This is a genomic window from Armatimonas sp. (assembly GCF_043757465.1).
In the GTDB taxonomy this organism is placed as follows: Bacteria; Armatimonadota; Armatimonadia; order Armatimonadales; family Armatimonadaceae; genus Armatimonas.
The window spans coordinates 1-13984 of record NZ_JAYVPL010000017.1; the positions used below are offsets into that span (position 1 = coordinate 1).

Consider the following 13984-nt stretch of genomic DNA (forward strand, 5'->3'; position numbering starts at 1 on the left):
TTTGCCTACGGCTCGGACGGAGCCTTTGGGAGTTAATCAAGAGGATTGCCTCATGGATTTCCCAAGAAGCCCCCAGCTTTAGCGGGGGGAGTCGTCACACCGAAGGCCTGCCGACTTCCCAGACACTTCTTCCCGAACACCTCAAGAAAGAGGGCTACATGACGGGCTGGATTGGAAAGTGGCATCTTGGCGCGGCTCCCGAACACAGCCCGCTCCGACGTGGCTTCGACGAGGGCTATGGATTTCTGGGAGGGGGACACCGCTATCAGAGCTGGAAGGAGAACCCCAAGCAAGAGTATCTCCTCTCCCTGGAACGCGATGGCAAGCCTGTCGAGGAACCCACCCACCTCACCGAGGCTTTTGGGCGAGAGGCGAGTGCTTTTGTCCGAAAGCACGCACAGAAACCCTGGTTCCTCTATCTAGCGTTTAACGCACCCCATACCCCCAATGAGCCCACGCCTGAGCGTCTCGCACGTTTTGCCAGCATCACCGATATCCGCCGCCGTCGCTACGCCGCGCAGGTGAGCCTGATGGACGATGCCATTGGGGAGGTTCGCAAGGCACTCCGCGAGAGCGGGCAAGAGAAGAACACGCTGGTGATTTTCTTCTCCGACAATGGCGGCCCGATTGGCGAGCAGGGCAATGGCTCAATCAATACCCCGCTTCGTGGCGGGAAGGGTAGCCATCTCGAAGGGGGAGTTCGCGTTCCCTTTGTCCTCTCCTACCCTGGCACGCTCCCGCCCGGAGCCACCTACGCGCAGCCCGTGAGCTCGCTCGATGTCTTTGCCACGGCTCTTGCGCTGGCTCAGCTTCCCTTCCCCACCGATAAGCCCTACGACAGTGTGAATCTCCTGCCCTATTTAACCAACAAGCGCACGGAATCCCCCCACGAAACTCTCTTTTGGCACAATGCAGCGGGGGCAGTGTGGGCGGTGCGGCAGGGCCACTACAAGCTCATCCATACCAAGACCGGCCCCGATCAGCTTTATGATCTTGACTCGGATCCGGGCGAAACAAGTGATCTCGCCCAAAAGCTCCCGGAGAAAGTTGCGGAGCTAACAAAGCGCTACCGCGACTGGAGCAAAGACATGGCTCCCCCCGCCTTTAAGGGCCTGGGAGGGAAGAAATAGATGCTCGGCACACAGCCTGCCAAGCCCAACGTGTTGTTGATCCTCGCCGACGATCTCGGCTGGTCGGATCTGGGCTGCTATGGCTCGGAGATCAAGACACCGAACTTGGATAGGCTGGCGCAAGGCGGTCTGCGATTTACCCAGTTCTACAACTCGGCCCGCTGTAGCCCCAGCCGCGCTGCGATTCTCACGGGCCTGCATCCGCACCAGGCGGGCTTCCCCAACCTGAGCGGCGTGCTGGCACCAAACTGCGCCACACTCCCCGAAGTGCTGAAGCCTGCGGGCTACAAGAGCTACATGGTGGGCAAGTGGCACCTCAGTCAGCAGAACAAACCCACGGATCGCGGCTTCGATGAGTTCTACGGAATGCTCGGCGGCTACAACTCCTGCTGGCAAGAGAGTCCTTTCTACACCCGCTGGCCCGAGAGCCGAACCAAGCGCCCCTACGCCCCCGACCAGTTCTACTCCACCGATGTCTTTGGGGACTATGCGCTCGACTTCATCACCGAGGGGCAGTCGAGCGGCAAGCCGTGGTTTCTGTATCTGGCCTTCAACGCTCCCCACTTCCCGCTCCACGCCCCGGAGAATGAGATCCAGAAGTACGAGAAACTCTACCTTGAGAAAGGCTGGGATCGGATTCGCGAGGAGCGGCTGGCGCGGCAGAAAAAACTCGGGCTGGTGCCGGGTAATCTTGCGCTGACACCACGAAGCATCGTACCCGCAAACCGCTACAACGAGCAAACGGGCTGGGCAGATAAAGACAACCCCGCCTGGAACAGCCTCCCCGAAGATCGGCGGCGCGATCTGGCACGGCGCATGGCGGTCTTTGCCGCGATGGTGGATAGGATGGATCAGAACATCGGACGAGTGGTGGGCCATCTCAAAAAGACCGGCCAACTCGACAACACCGTAATCTTCTTCCTCTCCGACAACGGCGGCTGCGCGGAGTGGGATCCGTGGGGTTTCGATGAGAGCTCGGGGCCGAAGAATACCCTGCATACCGGCGATGATCTGAAAACAGTCGGTACGCAGAAGAGCTACATTAGCTACGGTAGTGGCTGGGCCAATGTGAGCAATACCCCGTGGCGGCTCTACAAGCACTACAACCACGAAGGCGGCATCCGCACCCCGATGATCGTTCACTGGCCGCAGGGTTTGAAAACCAAGCCGGGCACTCTGACCACGCAGCCGGGCTACATCACGGACTTTATGCCGACGGTTCTGGCGCTCACAGGAGCAGCCTATCCCCGCGGCAAAATCGCACTTGAAGGCTCCTCGCTCGTGCCCGTGCTCCAGGGAAAAACCCTCGCTCCCCGCCAGATTTTTATCGAGCACGAGGGTAACAAATCGGTGCGCGACGGCGACTGGAAGCTGGTGGGCCTGAGCGGCAAGCCCTGGGAGCTCTACAACCTAATGTCCGACCCGACGGAGATGCACAATCTCGCAAGTCGTGAGTCGGGGCGTGTGGTGGCACTTGGGAAAGCCTGGGACTCCTGGGCGGAGCGCTGCAACGTCGTGGCGAAGAAGAAGCCTGCTGAGCAGGCCTAAAAAGCACCACAGGTCGCCAATTGTGCCTTGAATATCCAGTGTGATGTGACTACAGCTCACCGAGATCGCTGCCCGCGAGCCGTTGCCACCTCAGAAGATACCCGCTCCGCCTGTCGAACCCGCAGCCCGAATTAACACACCCCGTTTTCTAATCCTTGTCTTCCTCTATTCCAAGGAAGCCGCGCAGGCGCTCCAGCCAGGAAAGTTTATTGTTGAGCGGCGCTAGGGCCTGTGGGTGTGCTGAGGAGCGGGGCCCTATCTCTGCGAGTATCTTTTGTGCTTGTGCGAGTGCACTTGCCTCCGCTTGAGGAGTCGGGTCAGGTTGGTGTAGTGTCAAGCGAGTGAGATTGGCTGTGCGAGCGAGTGCACGCAGCTCAATCCACTCCGCTTCCGTCAGCGCGGCCCGATCGGAAGATTCAATCGTGCGACCCTCCAAGAGCGCGTCCAGAACACGCCGTAGGGTAGGTGAGAGCAAGTTAAAGCCCCCTGTTTGGGTAGAGTCGTTAGAGTTCGATGTGGGTTCCATAACGTTTTCGCAGAGGAGCTTCTGAGTTTTGTTGGCTGGATTTCGAGACACTGGCTCGTCGCTGCTGTTCCACTGCTCCGCTGCGCACCGCCTCCTCCAAAAGAATCTTGCGTAAGTTTACCAGCCCACGATGAATTAGTGACTTAATCGCCCCTTCACTACGTCCTAGAGCAACTGCAATCTCCTGTAGGGAGAGGTCACCGCCAAAGCGCAGCAGAATCGCATCGGCCTGATCCGACGGAAGTGTTGCCACAGCCGAGCGGATCAGTACCTGGGTCTCGTGGCGTTCGGCCAGCTCATGCGGGTTGGGGCCTTCATCGTGGAGATTCTCCATGAGTGCTCGGACATCATCCACTGCTCCCTCCAAAGAGAGGGGGGCCTGGCCGTGGGCACGCCGCCCTTGATCAATCACCAGGTTGGTCGCAATACGGCAGAGCCAGGGAAGAAGGGAGTCTCCTTGAAAACGGTACTGAGGCAGATAGTGAACTGCCTTGACAAAGGTTTCGGCAGCGATATCTTCGGCATCTGCTGTGCTACGGCAGCGAAAAAGGGCGTGACGAAACACCCGTGCATAGTAGCGCCGGTGAAGCTGTGAGAATGCCGGGGTGTCTCCCGCCAGAGTCCGCTGGACAAGGACACGGTCTGTCGGCTCATCGTCGCGCGGTGTCATCTCAGTTGCACAGTACCATAGCCACAATCTGGTGTTAAATGTTTCACATACTCTATAACGAGAGAGAGGCCCTTTGCGTTACGGCTTAGTTTTCGCAACTTTTCAGGCTTGAGAAGTGACTAAGTACAGGAGAATCAGAATGAACAAACAAATGCTCAAAGTTGCAGGAACCCAGGTTGCGACACAGGCTGTTCGCCGACGCATAGATATGGCCTTGGGTTTTGCGTTGTTACGAGACCGCCGCATCCCTCTGGCAAAGAAGTTGCTCGCGTTTGTCCTTGGCATCGGAGGGATGTTTTTGATTCAAGTTCTTGAGATTCCGCTAGAGATTCTCACGGTGGTCTTTGGTTCACCAGTGGGCATCGAAGACGGGATAGAAGCGCTGGTTTGGCCCGTAATGCTTGCCTCGGCAATGCTGCCTCACCTGGCACCACGCGAGCTAGTGGATCAGCTTCGTGCAGAGCGTGCGCAACGTCGCTAACTTAGAGGCGAAGTGCCAAGATTGACGGGGGGGCTAATCGGCTCCTTCGTCTTTTTTTGTCGTGCTCAAAAAAAACTGGTAATTTTACTATAAAGATTTAAGAATTTCCTTGACATTGGCCATACCCTCTGGTTTAATCTCGATAGCTGTCGGTGGCAGGACTTGTCTTACCACCCCCGCAAATCTACTGGGGGAACTGGTCTCCAAAGTAGAAGCTGTTTGTAAACCAGGTTAGGAAGGTAGAGATAAAGTAATGAAGCGAGTGTTTACATTTTTAGGAGCCTGTGCTGCACTAGGCGCATTCAGCGTGACTACCCCCGTTCAGGCAGCTCCTACTGTCAGCGCGGTTGTTCCTGTAGTGAATATTGTGGTCGTGGATGTTCTTGGTGATAATATCGGCTGGGGCGATAATATCGGCTGGGGTGAAGTTTACCCAGCTGGCACACTAGTTGGGTTTAGCACCGCATCCAACGGTAGCATCAACGTGTGGGTCATGTGTCCCGGTGAGACTGCTTTTACCTTTGTGAAGAACATTGGTTGGGGCGAGTAGCTAAGACTCTCCCTTGGGAGAGGTTGCAGTAAAGAGTCCATCCCCAGCTGGGGATGGGCTTTTTTTATTGAATTCTGAAACGTAGGCGATAGAATAGAGTCTAAGGGAACCGGAGGCGTCAACCAACAGTAGTTAGTAAGGGAGCGTACCGTGGCCATGAGAAAAACAGAGAGAAATCAAGGAGAAGATCAAATTCATTCGGGACAGGTTCGCCTAGCCCTCTCCCTCGTCTTGTCTGTCCTTGCCGGATTGCCCACTCTGGCTCAGGCACCCGCCGCTCAAGTACCTCCTCCTCCGCCTGTGCGTAACAGTGTCGCGCAGCTTCAGTCAGTCACTCCAAAGTACGCCACCAACCTGGCACCGCCGACGATGGCGGATGATACTTTCCTGGGGCAGGATAAGCCGGGTCCCTATATCCTTACCTGGCGTAGCTTCCAAAGTGGGCTGGGTAACCCTGTCCAGATTTTTGTGGATGGGAAGCTTTTAGGAGTCGGGGCCTATACTCTGGATGTGATCAAAGGAGAGCTGGTCTTCCAGCTTCCCATCAAGCGTACACAGCTCATACGTGTTCGTTACGGCTACTACCTGGGAATCGCACAGAAAAACCCCAATGCCACTCCGGCTGCCCCGCTGACGGTCTCACTGGCTGCCTTAGGGATTTCGAGCCTTTCAATGACGGCCATGCCGGGTGCGGATAATACCAGCGCACGCGTTGTCTGGAACCTCAGCTCCAAGACGGCTCTACTCGGGGGTGGGTTCACGTCGCAGCTCAATTTCGCGCCAGATGCTGGGCAGGGAGCCACAGCTAATGCAGGGGGAGCTGCCGCCGATCGCGTCGGCGTGAAGCTCGGATATGCCACCGGAAATACCAAAAACGGTATGGATGTCTCTTTCCTGCGGGGAGGCAAGCAGTTTGCACCCAGTGTGGGGAAGAGCTTTGGCTACGCTGACGCCACACAGAACCTGGGGCTGGCAGGGCGGATGACTCCGACACAGTGGCTCGGCTTTAATGTAGGGCGCACCGAGATTCGCGATCTGACGGGTAAAGGGGCCAGCGAGGCCCAGACATTGGGACTGCGACTGGGTGGCACCAAAGGCTCACCGCTAGCCAACTTCGCTCGCAGTACGACAGATCAGCGCGATGCCAAGGGGCTACTCACTGCCACCGTCACGGAGGGGGGAGACTTTGCAGGGAAGCTCGGCGCGGCTAATCTTGTCGCCAAGCGTAACGAGACCACCACCACGACTCCCGACCAGAAGCAGGCGGGAGCACTACAGGAAAATATCGCCTTTAATCTCAACGCCAAAGGGGTTCCTAATGTAGGGTTAAACCGTACGGAAGACTCCAAGACGGATGTCACGGGCTTTAAAACAGGTTCGCAGGTAGAGCAAGGCAACCTTGCTGGCAAAGTGGGGGGGCTTAATATCAATGCTAAGACCAACAAGAGCCGTGTCGCTACCAATGAAAAAAATGTTAAACAGGTAACCCAGGTCAACCAGGAAGCCTACACGCTTGCCTATGTTCCCAAGAACCAGCCTGCACTTAATGTTGCGCGTAATAACAACTTTACGGTCAATCCGGCGGGAGTGAGAGTTGGGACGGGCACCGATCTCGCGGAGCTGACAAACAAGTGGCGCACAGGGAAGTTCGGGGTGGCTGATCTGGTCGCTCGAACACAGAAAGTGCTCACGGCGACACCAGATAAGAAGCAAGTAGAGGTTGAGACGAAGACTCTGGGGCTCAACTATGCGGGGACAAAACCAGGGACACCCGGAGTCATCCTCACCCGTGTTGGGGAGGAGCGCACCGATGCCAGCGGAGTGACCAAGACCGATAGCAACATTGTGGGCTTCAAAGACCAGCTAGGCCCGCTGAGTGTGGACGCGAAGTCTATTAGTGCGGATGTGCTGACGCCCGACAAGAAAAATATAGACGTGGAGCAGCGCAGCTACACCCTGGGCTACGGCGATGGCAAGAAGCAACCCAAGTTCGGTTTTTTTCGTTCCGAAGATGAGCGCAAGCCTGAGGCTAAAGACTGGTTTGGGGCTGTGGGAAAACGCTACGATGTGGCGCATCGAGTTGGGACGGCGGACTTATCCTACCAGCTTCAACAAAATACTCAAGTAACCGTGGATCAAAAAGAGTCTGAGGCTGATCTCGCGACTTTCCAGGTACGGCTTGCCAATGGGCCAAAACGACCCGGGCTGGCTTTTAGCCGCACCGAGGACGACAAAACAGACCCGTCGGCGCGTAAAACGGAAGTCGTTACCAATAAAACAGAGCTGACAAGCAAATTCGGTACTGCAGATGCGACGGTGCGTACCACACAGGCGGCGACAAATACCCCCGATCCCAAGACCACAGGAGCGTCGCAAGATACAGCACTCTCGCTAGCGTCAGCGGGAGGCACCAAGGGAACCGGTGCGAGCATTACCCTGAGCACGGGCCAGAGCGAGACGGGGGCGTCGACCGAGCAGCGGCAAGGGGTCGGAGTTAAGCTCCAGCCCTCGCCCAAGGTCATCCTCTCCGCGGAGCAGAAAGACCAGCTCATCACTCCATTCATGCCAAGTGGCTCTGCTGCGGGCACCACGAAAAATATTACCAGCCTGACAACTGGGGCAGAGCTGATGCCCATGCCGGGAACGAAGCTTACCGGAGCCTGGCAGTCTACGGAAGACGGTACAACGCGGATCGGGGTCACACAGTACGGAGCCGCACTGGGCACCGATAAGAGTGCTTTCCAGTTCTCGGGCAACCTGAAAGATCGCTTTTCACTGGGAGCTGCCACGCCCAACGCGGCGGCGAACCTGGATACTGCCAATGCACGGCTTGCCCTGCGGCCCTTCTCCGGGTTCCAGGTGACCGGAGCCTACACCCTCAACCCCGAGGATCCGGCCAAGCAGAACCAGGTGAGCGCCCTCACTCGGCACGAGTACGGGCTCGCGGCAAACCTGGGAGCGATCCAGCTCGGTGGCACCTACGCCATGAACGAGTACGATATCAAGCACGCGGAGGCCGTCAAGGCCGGAGCACCATCGTTTGGGGAGTACTTGCTCACTCTTGGGATGCGCTTCAATCGCTACACGAATCTCAACAGTACCTACAAGAACACATTTTTCTATGGCGCAGGCCCTAAGGGACTACAAATCTATACTTTTGGTCTGACCCATAATGTCGGCTCCGCGATGAACTTCACCATGGGCGGCACCATGACATCGAACCTTGCCGTCGCCTCCGGGCCGCTGCGCACGGACTACAAGGCCGAGGCCAAGCTCGGCGTGAAGTTTTAGTTCTAAAATAGCCCTTTCTCCTTGAGAGAGACCCAGCGGTTGTCCCCTAAGATGATGTGGTCCAGAACCTCGATTCCCAGAAGCTCCCCTGCGTCGGCGAGGCGCTTGGTGACAGCAATATCTTCGGGGCTGGGAGCCGGGTCGCCCGATGGATGATTGTGGGCGACAATCAGGCTGGCCGCGGAGTGCCGGATCGCCTCCGCAAAGACCTCGCGTGGGTGGACAATGCTACTGGACAGATCACCCACGCTCACCGTCCGACTTCTGAGAACCCCATTTTTTGTGTCTAATAAAATTGCCATGAAGTGCTCGCGTTTTTCTTCTCGGAGCATCGGCCCCAGTAAGTTGTAAACATCGCGTGGGGAGCGGATCTTGGTGCGCTCCTCGGGGCTGGCCGCTACCAGTCGCCGACCTAGTTCAATGGCCGCCTTGAGCTGTGCGGCTTTCGCGGGGCCGATCCCGTGCACGGTGGCCAGCTCCTCAATGGTGGCATGAGACAGCCCTCGTAGGTTCCCGAACTGAGCTAGTAGGTGATCTGCCAGCCCGACCGCGCTATATTTCTCTGTGCCGGTGCGCAGCAAGATCGCCAGAAGCTCCGAGACGGAGAGTGCGTCCGCTCCGTTGTGGATTAGTCGCTCACGGGGACGCTCCTCGGTGGGTAGCTCTCGAATTCGTGTATGGTACATAATGGTTGGTTTCCTTCGTCCTTAAAACGGTTGGGAAGTGCCGAATCTTATAAAATCAAGCTACAATATTTTCATGGCGACTTACGAGGCTCAGTTTGAGCTACCCAGTGTGGCAGGCAATCCCTACGATCCCGAGAGAAACGATGTTCGTGTTGTCTTCCGAGGCCCCAAGGGAAAGCAAAAGACACAGCTTGGCTTCTTCGATGGCAGCACCCTGTGGCGGGCAAGGCTCACCGTCGAAGCGGAAGAGGGCAAGTGGCAGGCGGTGAGCCTTGCTCGCAATGGAGCGCTGGTGCGGGCGAAGCTCACCACGCTTGCCCAGCCACAGCCGCTGCATTTTGTGAGGTGCAAGGGGCTGAGCTTTGTCCACGACGATGGCAGGCTCTACTGGCCACTTGGGCATAACGTCGCGTGGCGCTCAGGCAACTTTGATGTGAGCGATGCGTTTGCGAAACTCGGGGCGGCGGGGGAGAACTGGTCGCGGGTGTGGATGTGCCACTGGGACGGGAAAAACTTGGACTGGGAGACTAAAGACGATACCCTCAGCTTGAGCGTTGCACGGCGCTGGGATGGGATTGTTGCAGCGGCGCAGAAGCACGGAATTTATTTTCAGCTTGTCTTGCAGCACCACGGGCCGTATGCGCTGAGTGTCAACTCCAACTGGGGCGAGAATCCCTGGAACGCGAAGAACGGGGGATTTCTTAACACGACGGCGGAGTTCTTCACGCACCCCGAGGCACTGCGCCGCACAAAAAATAAGCTGCGCTACATCGTGGCGCGCTGGGGCTACTCGCCGAGCATTCTTGCATGGGAGCTTTTCAACGAGGTGGAGTGGACTGAGGGCGCAAAGAACGCTCCTAAGACCGTGGAGGCGTGGCACCAGAGTATGGCGGCGTATCTGCGCTCGCTCGATATTCATCGGCATCTTGTGACCACCAGCTCGCACCTGACGGGCGGCGAGCTCTACGCGGCCATGGACTACGAGCAGCCCCATGCCTATCCCCCTGACTTAGCGGCAACGGCGCTCGCCGTGAAGCCGACGACGAAGCCGATTTTCTATGGGGAGATTGGGCCCTCAGGTGATCTGAACAGCGATGAGGGGCGGCATTTAAAAGCGGGGCTCTGGGCCAGCCTCTTCTCCGACGCATCCGGCGCGGCGCAGTACTGGACCTGGGATCATGTTGAGCGACGTAATCTCTATGGGCTGTTCAAAGCGGCCACCGGGTTTGTGAGTGCATCAGGCGTGACGGCACAGCGCCGGATCAGCGTGAGTGTCATAACGCCCGATGGTGGGGTGGCCTCATCGGGGCCGGGCAAGGGCTGGGGTGAGACCAAGCGCACCGAGTATCCTATTGGCGCCGATGGCATGATCGAGGGAATTGGGGAGATGCCCAGCTTCTTGCAGGGCACCGCCCACCGCGAGATGTTCCCTAAAGCCGAGCTTCCCGTGACACTGCGACAGCCAGGTAGTATCGCTGTGGAGGTTCAGACTGCGGCACGCTCAGGTGGGACACTGGTCATCAAAGTGGATGGGAAAGTGGTGGCGGAGAAAGCCTACCCGGCCAGTAGTCGGGACACGCCCGTTAACGAAACCCTCACAGCAGCGATCCCAGCGGGAGTCCACAAAATCACTCTGGAAAACCCGGGGGCGGACTGGGTGACGATTCGCAAGATCACGGTCGGCCCCGTGGGTGCGAGTGTGTCCGCACTGGCGAAGTCCGACCTAGGGGGCACCCGCGTATCGCTCTGGCTACGGCGCACCGCCACGGGTGCGCACCCCGGCGGTGGGACAGTCACCCTCAGTGGTCTGCGGGTCGGTGCCTACAAGCTAGTCTGGTGGGACACAGTTGCGGGGAACGCCCTTCGTGAGCAAGTTCTTAGCGCCACTTCCAGCGGCCAACTAGCCATTCCCCTGCCCGCTTTTACCAGCGATATCGCGGCCTATCTCATACGAAAGTAGTGACCCATGAATACTATCGAGAAGACAAAATCCCAGGCGGAGCGCGGCAGGAGCCTCGCTGAGAACCTCACCGATACGCAGCTCAATGCCCGCCCTGACGCCAATACCTGGTCGCTGGGAATGCAGCTAGATCATATCGCTGTGGTACTGGAAAAAGCGACGGTGGAGATGGAAAAGGCACTGGCAGGGGAGGCAATCCCACCCGGTGATCCCACGGCTTGGAAGCCAAACTTCCTGGAGCGCAAGTTTATCCAGATGGTGGGAGCGCAGCCTGGTGGACGCATGAATCCGGTGCCGAAGGGTTTTGAGCCCCGTGAGGAGCCTCTGGATAAACAGCCCCTTCTGGCTCGCTACGCCGCCGCGCACGTGCGGTTTCTTACCGTGCTTGAGCGGACGCAAAACGCCGATCTGAAGCACATTAAAGCAGCCTCCGCTGCCCTGCCTTGGGTTAAGTTTTCTCTAGGGGCCTGGTTTGCAGCGATGGCAGTTCACACCGACTATCACCTTGATAAGGCGGAAAAACTACAGCCCTGATCCCAGAACGCCCCCGCTTTGGGTTGTGGTAGCACGTGGCTTAGGAAGATAGGGCAGTCCCAGGAAGTTCTCCAGCTTGGCCTGCTCTGGCTGAGCTACGGGGGGCTTCACCATCGGCATTCCCGTCCAGCGAACTGAGTCCAGCAGCTTCGTGAAGGCACGCACTCCCTTTTCCGCCTGAGGAGTGGGAGCGGTGTACTCAAAGAGATAGAGATTACCCGCAAAAAGCGTGAGCATCTGGTAGCTACGAACAGGCTTGCCAAACTGGAGGCGCTCGATTCCCGAGAAAGAAGCCTCTGCCCCGCCGACCTGGAGTCCCTCTGCGGGGCCGCGCAGGAAGGTCTTCCCTGGCATCTTTTTGTGCAGGTGTGTGTAGACCAGCGCGGACGAGCTGGGCACGAGCTTACTCAGGCCCGTGTGGTGCTGCCAGAGCTGGACTGTCACCCGCTCCCCGGAGGCACTCTTGCCACACCAGAGAAAACCGGGCGCAACGACGCGACGGAAACCGGCGGGAGCCTCGAAAGAGAGCTTGGCTTGAGGATAGTTAAGGCGATTCATGCTATGATTTTCGGCGATTGTGCGGTTTCTCTGAAGTACAATAGAGTCCGTGGATGACGATGCTCTTTATTTTTCTCCTGCCGAGGGCTTTGACCGTCTCGCCGATACCTACGATGCTCGGCTCTCGGGCAGCCCCGTGCTGCTTTTAGAGACCACACAGACTCTGGCGGCGCTGCCCAATGTGGCAGGGAAAGTCGTGGCGGATATTGGCTGTGGGACAGGGCGTTACGCGATTCAGCTCTTGCGCTTTGGCGCACGCAGAGTGGCGGGCGTTGATTTTAGCCCCGCGATGCTGGAAGTGGCGCAGCGCAAGGCACAGAGAGCGGAGCTGTCTATCGAGTGGGGCGTGGGCGACCTCACGGAGCACATTCCCATTCCTGCCGCCACGCTTGATGCCGCTGTCTGCGCCCTCACGCTGAGCTTTGTCGAGAACCTGCACGTCGCATTTACCGAGCTGGCGCGCGTGCTCAAGCCCGGCGGCATTTTGGTGACCTCCGAGCTGCATCCACACGGCCTGACACAGGAGCACGCCGCCTCGGCGGCGGTGTTTCGCAAAGACCGTGCCCCCTACCTGCGCTTCACCGATCTGCAGGGCCAGGAGTGCCGTATCCCACGGATTCCCCACACGCTCTCGGACTATGTCAATGCCGCCTACGCCGCGCAACTCACGCTCATGGCAGCCTCTGAGCCGCTCGTGGACACCCGCCTGGCCGTCACCTTTGGGCAACTGAAAGACCAAATCGGCCTGCCGCTCGCGTTGATCCTGAAGTTTGAGAAGCACTGACGCTGTAGAATAACACCATGATTCTGGAACATGAGAGCAACCGGCAGGCATGGAGTGAGGCCGCAAGACGCTACGCCGCCGAGACCGACGAGACCCTGGCGTTTTTGCGCGAAAGCCCGAGTAGCCCATGCACGTGAGCCGGCTGGAGCTTACGGACTTCCGCAACTACGAGCGCCTGGAGTTCAACCCGGGCACGGGGCTCAATGTCTTAGTTGGCCCCAATGCGCAGGGCAAGACCAATGTGCTGGAGGCGCTCTACGCGCTCGCCACCACCAAGTCCCACCGAACGAGCCGCGACACGGAGCTGGTGCGCTTTGGGGCCCCGCTCGCTCGGGTAACCGCCGAGGTGCAGAAGCTCGGGGACATTGAGCATGACTTAGAGCTAGCGATTGGTGCGGGAGGCATCGGCACCTCGGGGAAGTTAGTAAAGCTGGGCGGGAGCAAGCAGCCGCGTCTCACCGACTTACTGGGCCACCTTAATGCTGTGCTCTTTGCCTCGACCGACTTAGACATTGTGCGCGGCGAGCCCGACGAGCGCCGGAGATTTCTCAACTACGAGATCAGCCAGCTCTCGCCGCGCTATGCGCTGGCGCTAGCCTCGTACCGAAAAGCACTGGAGGGGCGCAATCGCTTGCTCAAGGACTTCAAGCACGGCCACGGCGATGTGGCCTCGCTGGAGGCTTGGACCGTGCCGGTGATCGAGCACGGAAGCAAGCTGATCGAGCGGCGGCAGGCGTGGCTGATGCGGCTCACGGCGCTCGCTGCCCCTATCCACCAGTCGCTGACGGCGGGGCTGGAGACACTGGAGGTGGTCTACCAGGCATCCTTTCCGCTCCTGAGTGAGAGCGTGGTGGACGCCTTTGCTATGGCGCTGAAAAACGCACGTCGGGAAGAAACGGCGCGGGGTGTCACCACACTTGGCCCTCAGCGTGATGATCTAACGTTTCGCATCGGCCCGCCAGGTGGCCTGCTTTTAGACGCGCGCACTTACGGCTCCCAGGGTCAGCAGCGCACGGTCGCGCTCGCCCTGCGCCTCGCCGAGCGGCAGCTTATCGAAGAAACCATCGGAGAGCCACCGATTGTGCTTTTAGATGATGTCCTCTCCGATCTGGACGAGAGCCGCCGCAACCAGATCTTCGCCCTCTCGCTCACGGGTGGCGGGCAGACATTTCTCACGACCACCGATCTTAGCCCAATCCCACTCGATGCCGTGCGAAATGCCCGAGTGGTCACCGTTCGCCAGGGAATTTTCCGCGATGCTTGAGC

13 protein-coding genes are annotated in these 13984 nt (G+C 58.5%); 9 read left to right on the forward strand and 4 right to left on the reverse strand.

What is annotated here, in order from left to right:
- Both ACH2ED_RS02300 and ACH2ED_RS02305 read left to right on the forward strand, forming a co-directional pair.
- Nucleotides 1-1130 (forward strand): sulfatase-like hydrolase/transferase (locus tag ACH2ED_RS02300; protein WP_395088575.1); only part of this gene is annotated, 1130 nt, incomplete at its 5' end.
- Nucleotides 1131-2678 (forward strand): arylsulfatase, encoded by a 1548-nt coding sequence (locus tag ACH2ED_RS02305; RefSeq protein ID WP_395088576.1) that lies wholly within the window; start codon nucleotides 1131-1133, stop codon nucleotides 2676-2678.
- Between the two features lie 148 nt (nucleotides 2679-2826).
- Here the strand turns inward: ACH2ED_RS02305 and ACH2ED_RS02310 are convergent, their stop codons facing one another.
- Together ACH2ED_RS02310 and ACH2ED_RS02315 are read right to left on the reverse strand one after the other, a co-directional pair.
- Nucleotides 2827-3204 (reverse strand): hypothetical protein, encoded by a 378-nt coding sequence (locus ACH2ED_RS02310; RefSeq protein ID WP_395088577.1) that lies wholly within the window; start codon nucleotides 3202-3204, stop codon nucleotides 2827-2829.
- Nucleotides 3182-3874, reverse strand: a complete 693-nt coding sequence (locus ACH2ED_RS02315) for an RNA polymerase sigma factor (protein ID WP_395088578.1) — start codon at nucleotides 3872-3874, stop codon at nucleotides 3182-3184. The genes ACH2ED_RS02310 and ACH2ED_RS02315 overlap by 23 nt, the downstream gene beginning before the upstream one ends.
- A 139-nt stretch (nucleotides 3875-4013) precedes the next feature.
- Here ACH2ED_RS02315 and ACH2ED_RS02320 point away from each other — a divergent pair, with 139 nt between their 5' ends.
- The 3 genes from ACH2ED_RS02320 to ACH2ED_RS02330 all read left to right on the forward strand — a co-directional run bounded on the left by ACH2ED_RS02320 (nucleotide 4014) and on the right by ACH2ED_RS02330 (nucleotide 8196).
- Nucleotides 4014-4355, forward strand: coding sequence for a hypothetical protein (locus ACH2ED_RS02320; protein ID WP_395088579.1), 342 nt, complete (start codon nucleotides 4014-4016; stop codon nucleotides 4353-4355).
- 253 nt (nucleotides 4356-4608) lie between these two features.
- Nucleotides 4609-4905 carry a hypothetical protein gene (locus ACH2ED_RS02325; RefSeq protein ID WP_395088581.1) on the forward strand — a complete coding sequence of 99 codons (297 nt, stop codon included), beginning with the start codon at nucleotides 4609-4611 and terminating at the stop codon, nucleotides 4903-4905.
- A 300-nt stretch (nucleotides 4906-5205) separates the two neighbouring features.
- Nucleotides 5206-8196, forward strand: coding sequence for a hypothetical protein (locus tag ACH2ED_RS02330; RefSeq protein WP_395088582.1), 2991 nt, complete (start codon nucleotides 5206-5208; stop codon nucleotides 8194-8196).
- A gap of 2 nt (nucleotides 8197-8198) precedes the next feature.
- Here ACH2ED_RS02330 and radC read toward each other — a convergent pair whose 3' ends face one another.
- Complete coding sequence (radC, locus tag ACH2ED_RS02335) at nucleotides 8199-8882, reverse strand: DNA repair protein RadC (protein WP_395088583.1); 684 nt, start codon at nucleotides 8880-8882, stop codon at nucleotides 8199-8201.
- Between the two features lie 73 nt (nucleotides 8883-8955).
- On the opposite strand from radC, the gene ACH2ED_RS02340 reads away from it, so the two are divergent.
- Together ACH2ED_RS02340 and ACH2ED_RS02345 are read left to right on the forward strand one after the other, a co-directional pair.
- Nucleotides 8956-10842, forward strand: coding sequence for a cellulase family glycosylhydrolase (locus tag ACH2ED_RS02340; RefSeq protein ID WP_395088584.1), 1887 nt, complete (start codon nucleotides 8956-8958; stop codon nucleotides 10840-10842).
- A 6-nt stretch (nucleotides 10843-10848) separates the two neighbouring features.
- Nucleotides 10849-11376 carry a DinB family protein gene (locus ACH2ED_RS02345; RefSeq protein WP_395088585.1) on the forward strand — a complete coding sequence of 176 codons (528 nt, stop codon included), beginning with the start codon at nucleotides 10849-10851 and terminating at the stop codon, nucleotides 11374-11376.
- Here ACH2ED_RS02345 and ACH2ED_RS02350 read toward each other — a convergent pair.
- Entirely contained in the window at nucleotides 11365-11934 is a 570-nt protein-coding gene (locus ACH2ED_RS02350) for a hypothetical protein (protein ID WP_395088586.1), read from the reverse strand. The genes ACH2ED_RS02345 and ACH2ED_RS02350 overlap by 12 nt on opposite strands.
- Nucleotides 11935-11983: 49 nt before the next feature.
- Here ACH2ED_RS02350 and ACH2ED_RS02355 point away from each other — a divergent pair, with 49 nt between their 5' ends.
- Nucleotides 11984-12718 carry a class I SAM-dependent methyltransferase gene (locus ACH2ED_RS02355; RefSeq protein WP_395088587.1) on the forward strand — a complete coding sequence of 245 codons (735 nt, stop codon included), beginning with the start codon at nucleotides 11984-11986 and terminating at the stop codon, nucleotides 12716-12718.
- A 133-nt stretch (nucleotides 12719-12851) separates the two neighbouring features.
- On the forward strand, nucleotides 12852-13982 hold the full coding sequence (recF, locus tag ACH2ED_RS02360; protein WP_395088588.1) for a DNA replication/repair protein RecF: 1131 nt from the start codon (nucleotides 12852-12854) through the stop codon (nucleotides 13980-13982).
- The last annotated feature ends 2 nt before the right edge of the window (nucleotides 13983-13984 follow it).